A 17,531-nucleotide genomic window follows, 5' to 3' on the forward strand; every position below is an offset into this window, starting at 1 on the left:
GTCGAACTGAGAGGACGTCTGATTAACGTATTTTGCGGTGTTATGTGATTTGCGGGTCTCGCCAGGTTGGTGTGGTTTCGTCGGTGAGCCGTCGGGCGAGGTTGTCGATCATGGCGATGGTGATCATGCTGGCGGAGTTGCTGGGCAGAGCTTCGTAGTCGCGCACGAGTCGGCGGTGTTGCATGAGCCAGCCGATGGTGCGTTCGATGACCCAGCGGCGTTTGACGACGTTGAACCCTTTGACCTGCGGATCCTTGGTGACGATCTCGACGTCGACGCCGAGGGCGGCGCCGTGCTCGACGGTTTTGACCTTGAATCCGGCATCGACCCACGTCTTGGTCAGGGCGGGGTGTGCGGCGGTGGCCCGGTCGAGCAGGTCGTTGCCGATCGTGTTGTCGCTGACGCTGGCGGCGGTGACGATGACGGCGAGCAGCAGGCCGAGGGTGTCGGTGATGACGCCGCGTTTGCGGCCGACGATCTTCTTGCCGGCGTCGATGCCCTGGGTTTCGGTGGGCACGTTGGTGGATGTCTTCACGCTTTGGGTGTCCATGATCGCTGCGGTCGGTTCGACGGTGCGGCCGTGGTGGTCGCGGACGAGTCCGGTGAGTCGATAGTTGAGTTCGGTGAAGATCCCTTCCTTGCTCCATAAGGCGAAGTAGCCGTAGACCGTCGCGTGTGGAGGAAAGTCGTGCGGCAGGTAGCGCCAGGCGATTGGCGGTGCGGTTGACGTAGAGGATCGCGTTGAAGATTTCGCGCAGGTCGTGGGTGGGGGTGCGACCCTTGATCCCCAGTGCGGTGCGGGCGTCAGTGCGGTTCTGGCGCCAGGCGGTCAGGCGGGGCTCGATCAGGGCCCAGCGGGCGTCGGACAGGTCGGACGGATACGCGCGTCGTTCGGTCATGACCTGGGGATACTGTGGTACCGACGGGCGGCGGGGACGCCGGGTCCGTCGATTCCCGGCGGAAAACTAATCAAACACGATCGAGGTATTAAAGGCCGCAGATCTACTCATATCAGAGTCAGCTCGAAAGGGTTGATTCGGGTGTATCGGCCAGGCTGCGACCATGACTCCGTATTTTCAATCCGTCAATACCTCGCCAAATACTATTAAAACGTCCAGTGAGGGCCTGTTTGATCGGGTCGCTGTTGTCCGCGTCGTGGGCCAGCAGGAGACGGCCGCGCCCGGCGGCGCCCCAGTACTCGACGCTATCGAAGCCGCCGCCCGCCTTCCATTCGACCTGGTCGGCGCCGGCGACGAGGTCGTCCGCGGTGAAGTGCAGGGTCCACGGGTCGGTGCCGACCAGGTCCGGGCGCGCGGCGGCGGCCGCGGCGGCGGGCGGCCGCCACGATCGGGGTGGGGTCGGGGTCGGCGCCGACGTGGGCGTCGTCGAGGTCCTCGTAGTAGCGCAGCACGATCACCGTGCGCTGCCGGGCGGGCAGGGCGCGGACCTGCCGCCACAGTTCGTCGCGGTCGGCGAGTTCGGCGGCTGTGTCGGCCGGGACCGGCTGGTCGGTGATCTCGGCGACCGAGGTCTCCCGGTTGCTGAGCCGTCGCCACCAGGAGTGGTGGGCGTTGATCAGCATCCGGCGTACGTACAGGTCGGGGCGCTCGGTGCGGGCGATCCGGCTCCAGCGGGCGTACGCCCGGGCCAGCACGTCCTGCACGAGGTCCTCGGCCCGGTGGTCGTCGCCGCAGAGCAGCCGCGCGAGCCGGATCAGGGCCGGGCCGCGGGCGTACGCATACTCCTCGAACGTCACATCAGGAGAACGCGGTGAGGCACCCGTCGCGTAGACACGGCTCACCCGGCAATCGCGGTCATCGTGAGGTCGACGAGCTCGTCGGCGTACTGATCAGTCAGCGGCCCGTTGCGCAGCAGCCAGCGGTGGTAGATCGGGCCGAAGAGCAGCTCGACCGCCAGGTCGAGGTCGAGGTCGGCGCGGGCCTGCCCGGCGGCCTGCCCGGCGCGCAGCCGGTCGCGCACCGCGGCGAGCTGGGGGCGCAGCAGCTGGTCGCGGACCTGCTCGGCGAGCGACTCGTCGGCGAGGGTCTCGATGGTGATGGCCCGGGTGGTGGCGGACAGTTTCGGGTCGGCGAACTCGGCGACCGTGGCCCGGATGACGGTGCGCAGGTCGGCGTGCAGGTCACCGGTGTCCGGCAGGGTGAGGTCGGCGTCGCCGGCGGCGTCCACCAGGGCTTCGAGGATGACCATGCCCTTGCTGCGCCACCAGCGGTAGATCGTCTGCTTGCCGACGCCGGCGCGGGCCGCGATGGCCTCGATGGTCAGGTCGGGGTAGCCGGTCTCGGTGAGCAGCTCGAGGGCGGCGGTCAGGATGGCGCGGCGGGAGCGCTCGTTGCGGCGGGGGGCGGTCACGGCGCCGAGCATACCTCAAATAAGACGAGACGTTGCGTCTCGTTTCGTGCTACGGTGCTTCCCATGCCGCACATCGCCATCGTCAGCATCCCTGCCCACGGCCACGTCAACCCCAGCCTGGAGATCGTGCGCACGCTCGTCGCCCGCGGCCACCGGGTGACCTATGCGAACGACGCCTCGTTCGCCGAGACAGTGCAGAGCGCCGGCGCCGAGCTGAAGCCGTACGAGTCGACCCTGCTCGCCAACGACCTCGGCACCGACGCCGACCAGATCGACCAGCTCACGCTCTTCCTCGACGACGCGATCGCCATGCTTCCGCAGTTGCGGGCGGCCTATGAGGACGACCGCCCCGACCTGTTCCTCTACGACATCGCCGGCGCGCCGGCCCGGATTCTGGCCGAGCAGTGGGGGGTGCCGGCCATCCAGCTCTCCCCCACCTTCGTCGCGTGGGACGGCTACGAGCAGGACATGGCCCCGATGATCGAGGCCATGCAGGCCGATCCCCGCGGCGCCGACTACTACCGGCGCTTCACCGACTGGCTGACCGAGGCCGGCTCGTCGGTCACCGACGGCCCCGCTTTCATGGGCCGGCCGGATCGCAGCCTGGCGCTCATCCCCCGCGCCCTGCAGATGAACGCGGACCGGGTGGACGACGAGGTCTACGACTTCGTCGGTCCGATCCTCGGCGACCGGTCCGCGCAGGGTTCGTGGGACCGCCCGGCCGGTGCGGAGAAGGTGCTGCTCGTCTCGCTCGGTTCCGCGTTCACCCGGCACGCCGACTTCTACCGGCGCTGCATCGCCGCCTTCGGTTCGCTGCCCGGCTGGCACACGGTCCTGCAGATCGGCAGCCACGTCGAGGTCGCCGAGCTCGGGATCGTGCCGGACAGTGTCGAGGTCCACCCGTGGGTGCCGCAGTTGGCGATCCTCGAGCAGGCGGACGCCTTCCTGACCCACGCCGGGATGGGCGGCAGCAGCGAGGGGCTGTACTGCGGCGTACCGATGATCGCGGCACCGCAGGCGGCCGACCAGTTCGCCAACGCCGAGCAACTCGCCGCCCTGGGCGTCGGCCGGGTGGTGGACTCGGCCACCGTGACCGCGGAGGAGCTGCGCGAGGCCCTGCTGCAGCTCACCACCGATGCCGCGGTGGCCGCACGCAGCGCGGAGATCAAGACCGAGTTGCGTACGAACGGAGGCGCCGCCCGCGCCGCCGATCTGATCGAGGCTGCCCTGCCGGTCGTCAGCGACTGGTCTCCGCGATGAAGGCACGGATCAGCTCGGCGCACCGCTGCGGCTGATCCTCCGGGATCAGGGTGTACGAGTCGGTGACCTCGGCCAGGCGGCCGTCCGGCAACTGCTGGACGAGCCGCCGGCCGTGGTCGGGCCGCATCAGGCGGTCCTCGGGCGCCCAGACCACCAGGGCCGGCCCGGTGAAGCCGGGCAGGCTCGCGGCCGCCTCCAGATACTCGCCCTTGCGGGTGGCGCGCAGGTAGGTGAGTACGTCACGCCGGATGCGGGCGGAGCTGATGGCGGGGCGCAGCCAGGCGTCCATCACGGTGTCCGGCACCGGCCGTTTCGACATCAGCCCGAAGTTCAGCGGGGAACGCCGGATCGGCCGGATCCGCATCTGCTGCAGCGCCAGGGCGAGCAGGCCGGCCAGCCCGCGCCCGCTCAGATCGGCGTCGTCGCGCATCGGCCGCCGGTGGGCGCCGAGCGGCAGCTCCAGGACGAGGCAGCGGTGGTCGACGGCGAGGTCCGCGACCACCGAGCGCCACACGGATCGGCCGATCAACAGTCCGTTCAACAGGACGACCACCGGGCCGGCCGCGCCGGCGTCGTCGTACTCCAGGACGCCGGCGGACAACTCGATCTCAGGCATGGGCGACCCCCAGGGTTTACTCCGGGCCGCAGGTCTCGTCCGGAGCGGTCTCGCGCTTCTCCTGCTGGAACGCGCCACCGCTGAACTTGTAGCGGTACGTGAAGACCACCTCGGGGCACGTCGCGTTGCTGGCCTCGTCGACGCCGTTCGCCTTGATCAGCAGGGCGCCCTCGCTGAACGCGACCGAGTCCACGTACGGCTTGTCGGGCTTCACGTCGGCCAGCAGGGTGCCGAGCCGCTTCGGCTGGGCCGCCGCCGAGGCGCCGTCGAAGACCTCGACGGTGGACGCGCCGTACTGGTCGGTGCCCTCGCAGGCCCGGGCCACCGCGGCGTCCGGCTTGCCGTCGCCGGTCATGTCGGCCTGCGCCACCGCCTGCACGACGACCAGCTCACCCTCGGCGCAGGGCTCGACCAGCTTCTGCCACTCGATCCGGTCGCCGGCCGCGGCGAGCGTGCTCGCCTCGTCGACCGCCACGCCGTCCTCGATCTTCGGATCGTCGTCGGACGTGCACCCGGTGAGCAGCGCGAGCGCGAGCAGCGGGACGGACGTGAACAGAACGGCTCGTTTCGACAAGGCTGTATTCCCCGTAGCACCGGCGGCCGCCCCTTCCGGGCCGCATCGCGGCACAGCATATGAAAGATCCGCCCGCGCCACGTCACCCGATACCGGAACGGACGGATGAGACTGTCCGTCCGAACGGTCAGGCCGCAGTGAGAATCAAACCGCTGGTAGGCACACCGGTACCCGCGGTGACCAGAACCGGTCCGTCGCCGGGGATCTGGTTGACCGCGGTGCCGCGCACCTGCCGGACCGCCTCGGCGATGCCGTTCATGCCGTGGATGTACGCCTCCCCCAGCTGCCCGCCGTTCGGGTTCACCGGCAGCCGCCCGTCGAGCTCGATCCCCCCGTCGGCGATCAGGTGCCGGGCTTCGCCACGTCCGCAGAAGCCGAGTTCCTCGAGCTGCATCAGCACGTACGGGGTGAAGTGGTCGTACAGCACCGCGGTCCGCACGTCGTCGGGCCGGAATCCGGACTGCCCCCAGAGCTGCCGGGACACCACACCCATCTCCGGCAGCGCCGCCACGTCGTCGCGGTAGTAGCTGGTCATCACGTACTGGCCGGGTCCGCTGCCCTGCGCCGCAGCGGCGATCACCGCGGGCGGGCGGGGAAGGTCGCGGGCCCGCTCGGCCGAGGTGACGACCAGGGCGACCGCGCCGTCGCTCTCCTGGCAGCAGTCGAGCAGCCGCAGCGGCTCGGCGATCCAGCGCGAGACCCGATGGTCGTCGAGGGTGATCGGCCGGCCGTGGAACCAGGCGTACGGGTTCGTCGCGGCATGTCGGCGAGCGGCGACCGTGACCCGGCCGAAGTCGTCGGGCGAGGCGCCGTAGTCGTGCAGGTAGCGCTGCGCGACCATGGCGACCATCGCGGCCGGGGTGGCCAGGCCCATCGGGTGGTGCCAGCTGGAGTCGACGTCTGGGGAGGCGATCGCCTGCCCGAACCGGCGGCCGGACCGCTCGTTGAGGGCGCGGTAGCAGACCACGACGTCGGCGAGCCCGGCCGTGACGGCGAGGACGGCCTGCTGCACGACTGCACAGGCGGCGCCTCCGCCGTACGCGATCCGGCTCAGAAAGCTCAGCTCCCCCATGCCCAGCTCGCGCGCCACCGCGATCTCCGCGTTGCTGTCCATGGTGAAGGTGACCAGGCCGGAGACGTCGCCCGGCCGCAGGCCGGCGTCGTCGAGGGCAGCCCGGACGGCCTCGGTGGCCAGGCGCAACTCGCTGCGGCCGGAGTCCTTGGAGAACTCGGTGGCCCCGATGCCGGCGATCGCGGCGGTCCGGCTGATCATGCCGTCACCCGAACTGTTCCGGTGACGTGCACGCCGGTAGCGGTACGCCCGACGACCTCGACCTCGCCGTCCCCGACGACCTGCCCGGTGAAGGTCAGCGTGTCGTAGGCGTGGCAGGGCGCGCCGAGCCGGATCGCGATGGAGTGCACGACCGCGTCCGGCCCGGCCCAGTCGGTGACGTAGCGCTGGACCAGCCCGGTGGTGGTCAGGATGTTCACGAAGATGTCCCTGCTGCCGAGCCGGACCGCGGCGTCGCGGTCGTGGTGCACGTTCTGGAAGTCGCGGGTCGCCAGGGCGGTGCTGATGATCAGCGTGGGCGTGACCGGCAGCTCCCAGACCGGCAGCGTGGGCCGGTCGGGCCGCCAGACCGGCAGGCCGTCGTCGAAGAAGACCCGCACCGGGTCGCCGATCGCCGGGCGGCGGCCGCGGAACTCGCCGACCATCCGGACGCCCTCGGTCAGGTCGATCAGGGCGATCACGTACGGCGCCCGGCGGCCGGGGATCGGCGGATGGTGATGCACCACGAAGCTGTGGACGCGCCCGGTGCCGGCCGCGACGGCGTACTCGGGCTTCATCGCGCCGCACGCCGGACAGGCCGGGCCCGGCGGGTGGCGCAGCGCGCGACACTCGCCGCAGCGCTGAATGCGCAGCTCACCGGCCTGCACGCCGTCCCAGAAGAAGGCGGTGTCCGCGGTGATCACCGGCTTTGTTCCGACCGATTTGTCCCGAACTTGCGGGAGCGGCTTGTAGCGGAGGATCCGAAATCGCATGTCCGCCACCGCTTCATCCCCCACGAACCAGGTACTGAGTGTGGTGACGAAATAGCCTTTCCCGAGCGCGGTTCGCTTCGGCCCGGTCACCGACTCCAGCCGGCTGCGAACCCGCACCTCCTCACCGATCCGCAGGTAGCGGTGATAGTTCTGCTCCGAATCGGTCGCGACCACCGCGGAAAAGCCGTCCGAGTCCAACATCTCGGACATCACGTGCAGCGGATCCTGCTCGTCACCCGACGGGCTCAGGCCACGCATCGTCCACACCTGGATCATCGCCGGCGGCGCGACCCCGTCCCGCTCATAGACCGGATTCGCATCGCCCATCGCCTCCAGCCAGCTGCGGATCATCGGCAGGTTCACCGGATCACGCCCGGCCCGCGACGCCGTCTCGCCGGCCGCCATCAACTGCTGCACGGTCTCCGTGACCATCAGACCTACCTGGGCACTCGGGGCAGGCCGAGGCCCGCGCTTGCGATGATCTCCCGCTGGATCTCGTTCACCCCGCCGCCGAAGGTCAGCACCAGATTGCGCTTGGCCTGCAGATCCAGCCACTCGCGCAGCGCCGCGGTGTCCGGATCGCCGGGATCACCGAAGCGGTCCACGAGCTCCTCGAGCTCGCTGCCCAGCCGCAGCAGCCGTTCCGAGGAGAAGACCTTGGTGGCGGAGGCGTCGGCCGGGCCCGGCTCGGCGCCGGCGACCTGCCAGTTGAGCAGCTCGTTGACGCGGAGCGCGGCGTGGGTCCGGGCCAGCGCGCGGCGGACCTCGGCACGATTTTCGACCCCTGATGCGTACGCCCAATCGCGCACCCGATCGAACAGGACCCCGATCCGCCCGGCCGGGCCCAGCATGACCCGCTCGTGGTTGAGCTGCGCGGTGAGCAGTCGCCAGCCGCCGTTCTCCGCACCCACCCGGCGGCTGACCGGCACCCGCACGTCGCTGAGATAGGTCGCGTTGACGTGATGGGCGCCGTCGCAGGTGATGATCGGCGTCCACGAGTACCCCGGATCGCCGGTGTCCACGATCAGGATCGACAGTCCGCGGTGCCGGTGCGCGTCCGGGTCGGTGCGGCAGGCCAGCCACAGGTAGTCCGCGTCGTGCGCGCCCGTGGTGAACGTCTTCTGCCCGTTGACCACGTACTCGTCGCCCTGCCGGACGGCCCGGGTACGCAGCGCGGCCAGGTCGGTGCCGGCCTCCGGTTCGGTGTAGCCGATCGCGAAATGCAGCTCGCCGGCGAGGATCCGCGGCAGGAAGAAGTCCTTCTGCTCGTCGGTGCCGTGCGCGAGCAGGGTCGGCGCGACGGTCTGCAACGTGACAGCGGGCAGCGGCACGTCGGCGCGGGCCGCCTCGTTCACGAAGATCTGCTGCTCGGCGGGACCGAGGCCGCGTCCGCCGTACCGTTGCGGAAACCCGAGCCCCAGCCAGCCGTCGCGGCCCAGGCGGGCCACCAGGTCGCGGTGCGCGCGCCCATGCCGCTCCCGCAAGAGCACGGCGCGTTGCGCCGGGGTCAAAACCTCTCGGAGGTACGCGCGAAGCTCGTCCCGCAGCTCCCGCTGCTCCTCATTCAGGTCGATGAACACCGCGCTCCCCCAAGGTCTGCAGCCGGTACTCGCTGCCGCCCAGGAAGCGGACCAGGTCCCGGATCAGCGCGGTGTGCCGGTGCAGCGGGTAGTCGATGGCCAGTCCCAGGCCGCCGTGCAGGTGGTGACAGGTCCGCACCGCGGGCGGCGCTTCAGCGGTGAGCCACTGGGCAGCGATGTGCAGGTCGTCATCGGCCAGGTCGTCCAGGCTCCGCACCTCTCCCTCGGCGTGCCCTCCGGCAGCCGGCCTCCCCGCCCCGCCCTCTGCCGCCCCGCCCTCTGCCGCGCCGGCCTTCTCTGCCGCGCCGGCCTTCTCTGCCGCGTCCAGGTGCCAGGCCGCTGTCAGCGCGGCCAGGTGCAGCGTCCGGCTGGCGATGTAGACGTCGGCGATCTGCTGGGCGACCGCCTGGAAGGTGGCGAGGGGGCGGCCGAACTGGTGGCGGGTGCGAACATGCTCGGCGGTCAGTGCCAACGCCCCGGCGAGTGCGCCGTCGCCGAGTGCACAGGCGCCGGCCAGGGCGTACCGATGCAGGTCTTGATGGCATTTGTGGTCGCCCAGAGGGCGGCCCTGTGCCTGGTCGAGCCGCAGGATGTGGCCGTCGAATGTGACGCCGGGCGCGGTCGCGTCGACGACCATGACGGCCGGGCCGCCGACCGTCACCAGAATGTGGTCGGCAGTGGTTACGCCGGTCTTGGTGCCGGTGATCCGCTGATCGGCGTCGGCGATCGTGCGCGGCGCGGTCGGCAGGGGATCGCCGGGCTCGGCAATGGCCGCGGTGAGGGTGCGGCCGTCGGTGAGCAGCTCGTCCTGCTGCTGCGGCGTGCCCCAGCGGGCGACCGGCAGCACGCCGAGGGCCAGAGCCGGCAGCGCCGGGACGTCGAGCGCGCGGCGGCCGATCTCGGTGAGCAGAAGGGCGGTCTCCAGGACGCCGAGGCCGGCGCCCCCGAGGCGGCTGGGCACCGCGAGGGTGAGCAGGCCGGCCCGGTCGAGGTCCGCCCACGCCTTCTCCGGCGCGCCCGGATTCGCGTCCAGAATCTCGCCGGCCAGGCTGATGATCGCCTGCTGCGCCTCGTCCGGCCGGAAATCCATGCAGCGATTAGAACACGTTTCAGTTTCAACGCGCCACCGATGGGTGACTCGGGGAAGCAACGCGCCGTTGCTAGGCTTGATTCAGAGGCGAAAGGGCAACCATGGCGACAGCGAGAACGAGTACCAACCGGGGCGCTCTCCCCGGCGCGGAGGCCGAGCAGGGATCGGCCGCCCAGCGAGATCGACGGCGACGAATTCTTGAGGCCACTCTGGCGCTGGCGTCCAAGGGCGGCTACGACGCGGTGCAGATGCGCACGGTCGCGGAGAAGGCCGAGGTCGCCCTCGGCACGCTGTACCGCTATTTCCCCTCGAAGATCCACCTGCTGGTGTCGGCGCTCAGCCTGGAGCTCGAGGCGATCCAGGACAAGCTGGACCGTAAGCCGATCCCCGGCGACACGCCGTATGAGCGGACCATCTACGTGCTCGGCCGGATGACCCGGGCCCTGCAGCGCGATCCGCTGCTCGCCGAGGCGATGACCCGGGCCTTCATGTTCGCCGACCCGTCCGCCAGCGCCGAGGTGAACGCGGTGGCCCGCCTCATGGAGGAGATGGTCACCCGCGCCATCCACGACGGCGAGCCGACCGCGGACGACCGGGCCAAGGCGCGGGTGATCGGCGATGTCTGGCTGTCCAACCTGGTGGCCTGGGTGACCCGCCGGGCCTCGGCGAACGACGTGGTCAACCACCTGGAGCTGGCGACCCGGCTGCTACTCCACTAGGCCCTTCAGCTTCTCCAGGGCCTGCTTCGCCGCGGGGGCCGCCTGCTTCTCCAGCATGGCGGCCATCGGGCCGTTCAGGGCCGGCCCGGCGAACTCCATGTCGTAGGTGATCTGGGTGCCCGCCTCGGCCGGTTCGAGCAGGAAGCGGTTCTTCGACTTCACGCCCATCGGGCCGTCGCCGGCCTGCTCGAGCACCTTCCCGGCGTCCGCGGCGACGACCTTCCAGGCCATCTCGGCGGGCATGCCCATCAGCTTGACCTTCTGCTTGTACGTGGTGCCCTCGGTGAGGGTGGCCGGCACGTCGCCGGTGAAGCCCTGGTGCATGTCGTTCCACTCGGGGGTCCGGGACGGGTCGGCCAGAACCTGGTACACCCTTTCCGGGTCGGCCGTGGTGACAGTCGTGACGCTGACCTTGGGCATCGCTGTTCCTCCTTGAACGTTACGGGCTTGCAAGATCCATTCCGGCCACGTAGCCGAAGGTCATCGCGGGGCCGAGCGTCGAACCGGCACCGGCGTAGCTGTGTCCCATCACCGCGGCGCTCGCGTTGCCGGCCGCGTACAGGCCCGGGATCGCCGAGCCGTCCGGGCGCAGGACCCGGGCCCGCGCGTCGGTGACCAGGCCGCCCTTGGTGCCCAGGTCACCCGGCACGATCTTGAAGGCGTAGAACGGCGGCAGCCAGATCGGCGCGAGACACGGGCTGGGCTGGTTGGTGGGGTCGGCGAAATACTCGTCGTAGCTGCTGTCGCCGCGATGGAAGTCGGCGTCGCGCCCGGCCCGGGCCTGCGCGTTCGACCGCTCGATCGTGGCGCGCAGCGCGGCCGCCGGCACGCCGATCTTCGCGGCCAGCCCGCCGATGGTCCAGTCCTTGACCAGCGCGCCACTGGCGTACCAGGCGTCCGGGTAGGGCAGCAGCGGCGCCAGGTCCTTGAACAGGTACCGGTTGCGGTAGTCCTGGTCGGTGATCATCCAGCACGGGATGTGGTCCTTCTGGTACATCACGTGGACGACGTCGCTGTACGGGGCGGCCTCGTTGACGAACCGCTTCCCGGCCTGGTTGACGAAGATCGTGCCGGGCAGCGTGCGCTCGGACAGGCAGAACCACGGGCCCTCCGGCAGCGGGATCATCGGGCCCCACCACGCGTCGTCCATCAACCCCAGTGCGGCGCCGGCCCGCTCCCCCGCCTCGATGCCGTCCCCGGTGTTGCTTGCGGCGCCGACCGTCCACGCCGTACCGATCGGAGCCTCCTGGAATTGCTTGCGCATCCGCTCGTTGTGCTCGAAGCCGCCGCTGCCGATGATCACTTTGCGCCGCGCCCGGATCAGCGTTTCCTGGCCGTCGCGCCGGACCACCACCCCGGCCACCCGGCCGTTCTCCACGTGCAGGTCCAGCAGCGGGGTGTTCAGCAGGACCGGCACGTCGGCGGCGAGCAGCCCGGCCCGCAACCCGCCGGCCAGGGCCTGGCCCATGCTGATCGGTTTCTGCCCCTGCGCGGACAACTGCAGGTAACGCCAGACGATCTCGGTGGCGGTGGCGACGCCGCGCGGGTGGCGGGCGATCAGGGACAGCCACTTGTAGTCCACGTCGTACACCACGGTGCCGGGCGGGGTCGGGACGTAGGACGGGTTAAGGTTGGCGTACTCGGCGCCGAGAATGTTGGCGTCCAGCGCCTGCGGCTCGATCGAGCGGCCGTCCGGCATCCCGCCAGGCAGCTCCGGATAGTAGTCCGGATAGCCCTGCATCCAGGAGAAACGCAACGGCGAGCAGCGCAGCAGGAACGAGATGGCGCGAGGTCCGCCGGTCAGGAACGCATGCCGGCGCGCCACCGGCACCTCAGGGCCGACAACCGCAGCCAGGTACGCGTCCGCCTTGCTGAACGTGTCCGGCACCCCGGCGGCCAGGAGGACCTCGTTGTTCGGAACCCAGATGCCGGCGCCGGAACGTGCGGTGGAACCGCCGTACACCGGGGCCTTCTCGACGACCACCGTGCTGAGTCCGCTGTGGGCGGTCGCCAGTGCGGCAGTCATACCGGCGGCGCCGGCGCCTATCACGACCGCGTCGTACTCCACGGCGACCTCCGCGTGTCGTTCACCGGCCCGCAATAACTAGAACAGGTTATAGCAGTGTGAGATGATTCACTAGCTCTCGGCGTGGGGGCGGTGCTCACCTGATGCTGTTCAGGACTGCATGGGAGGGGCATTCCGTGACCGACAGCGCGAACGATGCGGCGGGAGAACACGCTCCAGCCACGGCCCGCCGGCTGCAGGCCGTGGACGGCCTGCTACGCCGCCGAGAGGCGATCACCGAGCTGGGCGACGCGCTACGCGAGCTGGTGGAGTACGCGACGACCACCGAGGCCCCGACCGAAGAACTCCGCCGTGCCGCCGAACGCATCCGCCAGGCCGCCGCGCCACTGGGCGAACGGGTGCGCACCCGCGACGTACTGTCCAAGGCCGACGATCTGCTCTCCGGCGTGCGCATGTACAACCCGGTGACCGGCAGCGGCAGCGCCCTGGCTCCGCCGCTGCACATCACCGCGGTGGACGGCTCCGCCGTGGGGACGTGCACGCTGGGCATGGCGTTCGAGGGGCCGCCGACCTATGCGCACGGCGGGGTGAGCGCGATGTTGCTCGACCAGATGCTGGGCTATGCGGCCGGCCTCTCCGGGAACCCCGGCATGACGGTCCGGCTGGACACTTCGTACCGCAAGCCCGTCCCGTTGCTGACGCCGTTGCAGCTGACCGCTTCCGTCCAGGAGATCGACGGCCGCCGGGTCACCGCAACCGGCCACATCGCGGCAGCCGACGCCCCGGACGAGGTGCTGGTGACGGCAACCGGCGTCTTCATAGCCCTACGAGCCGAACAGGCCCGCCGCCTCTTCGGCCGCGTCGTCAACACCAACCGCCCCTCCCGAGCCGGCTGACCCGGCCGGCCCTGGGCGGATCAGGGACAGTCCGCTTGCCCGACGCGTGGCGACTGGGATAGAGCGTCGGTTGTCGAGCCGGGGTGTGCGACGGATGGATCGCGGACAGCGGTCCAAGCCCCCGGAGATCGAGGGCAGACCGCATGACAGACGAGAAAGCGCCGGATTCCGCACGCCGGCCGACTCGCGCCCAGACCGTGGCGCTCTGGACGATGGCGGTCCTGGGTACAGCCTTAGCTGTGACGGCCGCCGCCCTTCTGGTGGTCACCGGTGCGCCCCGGCGGTGGTGGGTGCTCATCGGGATATCAGCGGGTCTCGCGACGGTTGTCTACGTGATACTCGCGTACCTGTCGGCGGCCGGCCGGCCGTCACCGCCGGTGAAGCCCGAGCCCGATCGGGCTGAAACGGCCCGGCGTAACACCGGCGCGGAGCCTGGAGCCGCGGAGAAGCAGAACGGACCATCGCCTCCGCTCGCCGAGGGCTGCCCCACCGAGCGGGCCGCCCGGCCGCCGAAAGGCTTCGGGGGCGTCGCAACGGTTCGCGACGTGCCGATTTCCGACGTACAGCAGTTTTTCGTCGCGATGCAGGCTCGGGCGATGGCGCGACAAGAGGCCGTCGAGGATGAGCTGCCCGACGCGAGGAGGCGGGTGTCGGAGGCCGAGAAGGAGGAGAAACGCCTTTCCCAGCAGTCGAACGATGCGGCCGTGGACGACATTGAAAAGAGGCGGCAGAACGTGCTGAAGGACCGCGCTGCCGCAGAGGTCATCGACGCGCGGGCTGAAGTCGAGAGGCTCGAGAACCAATCGGCGAAGGCCAAGGCGGACCAACAGTGGGCGAAGGAGACGCGTGACCGGCTCCAGGCCATGGGCGGTGATGATCAATGAGTGCGGAGCTCCGGGCCGGGTTCGTCGCCGGTGCGGCACAGATCCTGGCCGCGTTGATCGCACTGTTCGGTGTGTTGTCCACCGCCCCGGCCGGCGGCGGTGCCCCGGCCGGCGCCGGCCGACAGCAGGGAAACAGTCCGGAGCCGGGTGCTGCATCCGAGTGCGTAGCCGTCGTCGACCGGTACCGCCGCGTTGCGCGCCTCGACTCCAAGATGCTGGACGCGCTGATCGCCGCCGGGCCCGACGGCGTGTCCCCGGTTGAGGCGGACCCGGACGCGCGCCGCTGCGGCATCTCCGTAGCCGCGATCGAGGCGATGCGATGAGCGTCGCCCGGCGCAGGCAGGCAAGTCGGGCCCGGAGGCTTGCCGATGAGCGTCAACCGGCGCAGATCGGCACGGAGTGCCGGAGGCTTGCGGTCAGCAGAGATGCGGAGCCCAGGCGTCGGTGCCCTGCAGGAAGGCCGTGGGGGTTTGCAGGGCGGCTTCGGCGGGGGTCAGTTGGGGGCGGTCGGCGGAGGGGAGGGCGCCGGGGCCGTAGTTGTGGTGTTCGGCGAAGCGGGCGGTGGAGCGCCACGGCCAGGTGCCGAAGTCGGACCAAGCAGTGGCGGGGATGTGGGCGCCGAGCCAGGAGTTGCGGATGATGGTCTGGCCTACGGCGTTGGGGTCGTTGCTGGGGTGCCAGGGGCGGCCCAGGAAGACACTTCCGGTGGGGGCGTCCGAGGTGAAGCGGCAGCGGGTGAAGAGGAAGCCGTGCGGGTTGGTCAGGTCGGTGCTGGGGGCCGTCACGTAGCCGGCGGGGGTGGTGGCTCGGTTGAGGGAGTGGATGCGGCTGCGGTCGAAGACGGCCGTGGCGCGGCCGAAGATGAAGTCGACGTCGCCCTCGATGTAGCAGTCGCGGAAATAGGCCCGGGCGATCACGCCTGCGGCTCGGCTGTTGACGTAGAGGGTGTCCTGGTTGCCGAGGAAGCGGACGCGGTCGAATACGAGGCGGTCGGCTCGGGTGAGCACCGCTACGGCCTGGCGGTTGGTGATGGCGGGGTTCGCGGCCTCGTCGAAGAGGTTGGCGAAGGTCAGGTTGACGGCGCGCAGGTCGGGGCTGTCGATGGTCACCGAGGCGCTGCCGGAGGTGCCCCACGGCGTGCCGTCGGGTTTGAGGGTGCCGTTGGCGCGGTCGTCGGCGATCAGGACGTCTTCGGGGCGGCGGCCGAGGCCGCGGAGTTCGAGGTGCGGCTTGTCGGCCGGGATGATCACCTGGCCGCGGTAAACGCCGGGGCGCAGGCCGATCACGAAAGGCTGGCCGGCGGGGACGGCGTCGATCGCGGCCTGCAGGCCGGGGCCATCGGGGGAGATGGTCACGTCGGGGCGTGGGGCGGCTAGTGCGGGGCGGGCGCCGAGGAGGCCGGTGGCGGTTACGGCGCTGATGCTGGTGGAGATGTGCAGGAAGGTACGCCTACGCATTGGGGAACTCACTTCAGCAGCAGGAAAGGGCTTTCCTGAAGCACCGTAGGCCAGGGATCCAGCGTCGTCAATCAGCACGCAGGGCGACGAGGCGGTGGACCTCGTTCAGCAGCGTCTGCGTCTCGAACGGCTTGCGGATCAGCGGCGCGTCGGCGGGCAGCTCCTGGCCGCCGGGGGCCGGGCCGCTGGTGTAGCCGGACATGAACAGCACCGGCAGATCGGGGCGATCCCGGCGCAGCTCGGCGGCAAGCTGGGTGCCGGACATGCCGGGCATGATGACATCGGTGAGGAGTACGTCGTACCCGATCTGTTCCTCCCGGCAGAGCCGGATGGCCTCGGCCGGGTGCGGCGCCGAGTGCACCTGGTAGCCCGCCTTGCCGAGCAGCCGGCAGACGATGTCGCGGACGGCTTCCTCGTCCTCGACGACCAGGACGCGCCAGCCGGCCCCGGCGAGCACCGGCGCGGTCGGGGCGGCCGGGGAGACCGCCCGGGTGGAGGCGGTGCCGGCGGGTAGGCGTACCCGGAGGGTGGTGCCATGGCCTTGCTCGGACTCCAGGCTGATGGTGCCGCCGGCGTCGGTGACCACCCCGTACGCGGTGGCCAGTCCCAGCCCGGTGCCGCTGCCCCGGCCACGGGTGGTGAAGAACGGCTCGAAGGCGCGGGCGAGCACCTCCGGTGGCATCCCGACCCCGGTGTCGGTGACCGAGAGACAGACCAGGTCTTCTCCGCCGCCGTCGTGCTCGAGGGCCGTCGTGATCGTCAGCTTCCCGCCGGAGGGCATCGCGGCCCGGGCGTTGAGGACCGCGTTCATCAGCACCTGCTCGAACTTGCTGCGGTCCATCACGACCGGCGGCAGGCCCGGGGCGAGCACTGTGCCGAGCTCGATGTCCTCGCCGAGGGTACGCGCGAGCAGCCGCTGCATGTCGACAGCAACCGCGTTGAGGTCGAGCATCTCCGGCTGGGACGGCTCCGACCGGCTGAAGATCAGCAGCTGCCGGGTGAGCGCCGCACCCCGGGCCGCGGCCTGCTTGATCCCGGCCGCGTCCGGCGTGCTCGGGTGCTCCTCGCCGAGTTCCTCGGCGAGCATGTCGGCGTACCCGGAGATGACCGCGAGGATGTTGTTGAAGTCGTGCGCGATGCCGCCGGCGAGCTGGCCGAGCGAGTCGAGCCGTTCCGCCTGGCGCAGCTGCTGTTCGAGCTCGGCGCGTTCGCGTTCGGCGGCGAGCCGTTCGGTGACGTCGCGCATGATGCCCTCGACGGCGATCACCCGGCCGGTGTCGTCGGTGACCGTGCTGGCCCGCTGCTCGATCCAGACCTCGTCGCCACCGCCACCGCGGTGCAGGCGGACGGTGAGGGTGCCGGGATGGGGGTTGCGCCAGAACTGCTCGAAGATCGGCCGGTCCGCCGGGTCGACGCAGTGGAAGATCAGCTGCGGTTCGGCGTAGAACTCCTCGGCGGTGTGCCCGGTGATCGAGTCGACGGCCCGGCTGAGGTATTCCATCGCCGGTGTGGGTTCCAGCCGGTACCGGAAGATGATGTCCTGGGCGTGCTCGGCGAGCAGGCGGAACCGTTCCTCGCTGTCGCGCAGGGCGGCCACGGCCCGGCTGCGCTCGGTGATGTCGGTGGAGATGCCGGCCACGGCGTAGGCCGTACCGGCCTCGTCGATCAGCGGGAACTTGACGGTGAGGTAGGTGTTGGCCCCGTCGTCCTCCTCCATCTGGATCGGCACGCCGCCGGCCAGCGCCTGCCGGTCGTTGGTCCGGAACGCGTCCGCCACCTCGACCGGGAACAGGTCGTGGTCGGTGAGCCCGACGATGTCCTCGCGGCGCAGGCCGAACCGGCGCTCGTACTCCCGGTTGACGAGCATGTAGCGCCCGTCTGCGTCGCGCATGTAGATGACCGCGGAGGTGTGGTCGATCAGCGCCATCAGCTGGTCGCGGCCGATCTGGGGCAGCGGCCAGCCGTTGGGTTCGGGGCGCCGCACGGCGCCGGTTCGAGGTTTCACCCCACCCCCGG

The 17,531-nt window shown here is 70.5% G+C and carries 17 protein-coding genes and 2 pseudogenes; 5 read left to right on the forward strand and 14 right to left on the reverse strand.

Translation table 11 applies throughout. The features are described from left to right. Nucleotides 1-40: 40 nt before the first annotated feature. The 3 genes and pseudogenes from OHA21_RS26305 to OHA21_RS26315 all read right to left on the reverse strand — a co-directional run bounded on the left by OHA21_RS26305 (nucleotide 41) and on the right by OHA21_RS26315 (nucleotide 2,382). Nucleotides 41-899 (reverse strand): annotated as a pseudogene (locus tag OHA21_RS26305) (IS5 family transposase). 305 nt (nucleotides 900-1,204) lie between these two features. Beyond that, on the reverse strand, nucleotides 1,205-1,756 hold the full coding sequence (locus OHA21_RS26310) for a SigE family RNA polymerase sigma factor (protein WP_328478119.1): 552 nt from the start codon (nucleotides 1,754-1,756) through the stop codon (nucleotides 1,205-1,207). A gap of 41 nt (nucleotides 1,757-1,797) precedes the next feature. Next, nucleotides 1,798-2,382 carry a TetR/AcrR family transcriptional regulator gene (locus OHA21_RS26315; protein WP_442875145.1) on the reverse strand — a complete coding sequence of 195 codons (585 nt, stop codon included), beginning with the start codon at nucleotides 2,380-2,382 and terminating at the stop codon, nucleotides 1,798-1,800. A 51-nt stretch (nucleotides 2,383-2,433) separates the two neighbouring features. On the opposite strand from OHA21_RS26315, the gene OHA21_RS26320 reads away from it, so the two are divergent. Further along, nucleotides 2,434-3,630, forward strand: a complete 1,197-nt coding sequence (locus OHA21_RS26320; RefSeq protein WP_328478123.1) for a macrolide family glycosyltransferase — start codon at nucleotides 2,434-2,436, stop codon at nucleotides 3,628-3,630. Here OHA21_RS26320 and OHA21_RS26325 read toward each other — a convergent pair. From OHA21_RS26325 to OHA21_RS26355, 7 genes and pseudogenes are all read right to left on the reverse strand, one after another. Then, nucleotides 3,608-4,246 carry an alpha/beta fold hydrolase gene (locus OHA21_RS26325; RefSeq protein ID WP_328478125.1) on the reverse strand — a complete coding sequence of 213 codons (639 nt, stop codon included), beginning with the start codon at nucleotides 4,244-4,246 and terminating at the stop codon, nucleotides 3,608-3,610. The genes OHA21_RS26320 and OHA21_RS26325 overlap by 23 nt on opposite strands. A 16-nt stretch (nucleotides 4,247-4,262) precedes the next feature. Further along, on the reverse strand, nucleotides 4,263-4,820 hold the full coding sequence (locus tag OHA21_RS26330) for a hypothetical protein (RefSeq protein ID WP_328478127.1): 558 nt from the start codon (nucleotides 4,818-4,820) through the stop codon (nucleotides 4,263-4,265). Between the two features lie 127 nt (nucleotides 4,821-4,947). Beyond that, nucleotides 4,948-6,093 carry a lipid-transfer protein gene (locus tag OHA21_RS26335; RefSeq protein WP_328478129.1) on the reverse strand — a complete coding sequence of 382 codons (1,146 nt, stop codon included), beginning with the start codon at nucleotides 6,091-6,093 and terminating at the stop codon, nucleotides 4,948-4,950. Beyond that, nucleotides 6,090-6,467 (reverse strand): MaoC/PaaZ C-terminal domain-containing protein, encoded by a 378-nt coding sequence (locus OHA21_RS26340; RefSeq protein ID WP_328478549.1) that lies wholly within the window; start codon nucleotides 6,465-6,467, stop codon nucleotides 6,090-6,092. The genes OHA21_RS26335 and OHA21_RS26340 overlap by 4 nt, the downstream gene beginning before the upstream one ends. Nucleotides 6,468-6,488: 21 nt before the next feature. Beyond that, nucleotides 6,489-7,295 (reverse strand): annotated as a pseudogene (locus OHA21_RS26345) (bifunctional MaoC family dehydratase N-terminal/OB-fold nucleic acid binding domain-containing protein); the annotation flags it as partial. A gap of 5 nt (nucleotides 7,296-7,300) precedes the next feature. After that, nucleotides 7,301-8,443 carry an acyl-CoA dehydrogenase family protein gene (locus tag OHA21_RS26350; RefSeq protein ID WP_328478131.1) on the reverse strand — a complete coding sequence of 381 codons (1,143 nt, stop codon included), beginning with the start codon at nucleotides 8,441-8,443 and terminating at the stop codon, nucleotides 7,301-7,303. Continuing rightward, on the reverse strand, nucleotides 8,424-9,533 hold the full coding sequence (locus OHA21_RS26355) for an acyl-CoA dehydrogenase family protein (protein ID WP_328478133.1): 1,110 nt from the start codon (nucleotides 9,531-9,533) through the stop codon (nucleotides 8,424-8,426). Before OHA21_RS26355 ends, OHA21_RS26350 begins: the two co-directional genes overlap by 20 nt. 101 nt (nucleotides 9,534-9,634) lie before the next feature. On the opposite strand from OHA21_RS26355, the gene kstR reads away from it, so the two are divergent. Then, on the forward strand, nucleotides 9,635-10,252 hold the full coding sequence (gene kstR, locus OHA21_RS26360; RefSeq protein WP_328478135.1) for a cholesterol catabolism transcriptional regulator KstR: 618 nt from the start codon (nucleotides 9,635-9,637) through the stop codon (nucleotides 10,250-10,252). Here the strand turns inward: kstR and OHA21_RS26365 are convergent. Next, nucleotides 10,241-10,672 (reverse strand): type II toxin-antitoxin system Rv0910 family toxin, encoded by a 432-nt coding sequence (locus OHA21_RS26365; RefSeq protein WP_328478137.1) that lies wholly within the window; start codon nucleotides 10,670-10,672, stop codon nucleotides 10,241-10,243. The genes kstR and OHA21_RS26365 overlap by 12 nt on opposite strands. A gap of 19 nt (nucleotides 10,673-10,691) precedes the next feature. Continuing rightward, nucleotides 10,692-12,320, reverse strand: coding sequence for a 3-oxosteroid 1-dehydrogenase (gene kstD / locus OHA21_RS26370; protein WP_328478139.1), 1,629 nt, complete (start codon nucleotides 12,318-12,320; stop codon nucleotides 10,692-10,694). 134 nt (nucleotides 12,321-12,454) lie between these two features. On the opposite strand from kstD, the gene OHA21_RS26375 reads away from it, so the two are divergent. From OHA21_RS26375 to OHA21_RS26385, 3 genes are all read left to right on the forward strand, one after another. Next, nucleotides 12,455-13,174, forward strand: coding sequence for a PaaI family thioesterase (locus tag OHA21_RS26375; RefSeq protein WP_442875146.1), 720 nt, complete (start codon nucleotides 12,455-12,457; stop codon nucleotides 13,172-13,174). Between the two features lie 143 nt (nucleotides 13,175-13,317). Further along, complete coding sequence (locus OHA21_RS26380) at nucleotides 13,318-14,058, forward strand: hypothetical protein (protein ID WP_328478141.1); 741 nt, start codon at nucleotides 13,318-13,320, stop codon at nucleotides 14,056-14,058. Further along, on the forward strand, nucleotides 14,055-14,381 hold the full coding sequence (locus tag OHA21_RS26385) for a hypothetical protein (protein ID WP_328478143.1): 327 nt from the start codon (nucleotides 14,055-14,057) through the stop codon (nucleotides 14,379-14,381). Before OHA21_RS26380 ends, OHA21_RS26385 begins: the two co-directional genes overlap by 4 nt. Before the next feature lie 93 nt (nucleotides 14,382-14,474). Here OHA21_RS26385 and OHA21_RS26390 read toward each other — a convergent pair whose 3' ends face one another. Together OHA21_RS26390 and OHA21_RS26395 are read right to left on the reverse strand one after the other, a co-directional pair. Next, the gene (locus OHA21_RS26390; RefSeq protein ID WP_328478145.1) at nucleotides 14,475-15,515 is read right to left on the reverse strand and encodes a pectinesterase family protein; all 1,041 of its coding nucleotides are present in this window, start codon (nucleotides 15,513-15,515) and stop codon (nucleotides 14,475-14,477) included. Between the two features lie 67 nt (nucleotides 15,516-15,582). Further along, nucleotides 15,583-17,520, reverse strand: a complete 1,938-nt coding sequence (locus OHA21_RS26395) for a hybrid sensor histidine kinase/response regulator (RefSeq protein WP_328478146.1) — start codon at nucleotides 17,518-17,520, stop codon at nucleotides 15,583-15,585. Nucleotides 17,521-17,531: the final 11 nt, after the last annotated feature.

The organism is Actinoplanes sp. NBC_00393 (assembly GCF_036053395.1).
Taxonomy (GTDB): domain Bacteria; phylum Actinomycetota; class Actinomycetes; order Mycobacteriales; family Micromonosporaceae; genus Actinoplanes.

What these genes read in the sequence shown, in the direction of transcription:
- OHA21_RS26315 (WP_442875145.1), bottom strand. Translation starts at nt 2,382, where the DNA reads ATGCTCGGCGCCGTGACCGCCCCCCGCCGCAACGAGCGCTCCCGCCGC.
- OHA21_RS26320 (WP_328478123.1), top strand. Translation starts at nt 2,434, where the DNA reads ATGCCGCACATCGCCATCGTCAGCATCCCTGCCCACGGCCACGTCAAC.
- OHA21_RS26325 (WP_328478125.1), bottom strand. Translation starts at nt 4,246, where the DNA reads ATGCCTGAGATCGAGTTGTCCGCCGGCGTCCTGGAGTACGACGACGCC.
- OHA21_RS26335 (WP_328478129.1), bottom strand. Translation starts at nt 6,093, where the DNA reads ATGATCAGCCGGACCGCCGCGATCGCCGGCATCGGGGCCACCGAGTTC.
- OHA21_RS26355 (WP_328478133.1), bottom strand. Translation starts at nt 9,533, where the DNA reads ATGGATTTCCGGCCGGACGAGGCGCAGCAGGCGATCATCAGCCTGGCC.
- kstR (WP_328478135.1), top strand. Translation starts at nt 9,635, where the DNA reads ATGGCGACAGCGAGAACGAGTACCAACCGGGGCGCTCTCCCCGGCGCG.
- OHA21_RS26365 (WP_328478137.1), bottom strand. Translation starts at nt 10,672, where the DNA reads ATGCCCAAGGTCAGCGTCACGACTGTCACCACGGCCGACCCGGAAAGG.
- OHA21_RS26380 (WP_328478141.1), top strand. Translation starts at nt 13,318, where the DNA reads ATGACAGACGAGAAAGCGCCGGATTCCGCACGCCGGCCGACTCGCGCC.
- OHA21_RS26385 (WP_328478143.1), top strand. Translation starts at nt 14,055, where the DNA reads ATGAGTGCGGAGCTCCGGGCCGGGTTCGTCGCCGGTGCGGCACAGATC.
- OHA21_RS26390 (WP_328478145.1), bottom strand. Translation starts at nt 15,515, where the DNA reads ATGCGTAGGCGTACCTTCCTGCACATCTCCACCAGCATCAGCGCCGTA.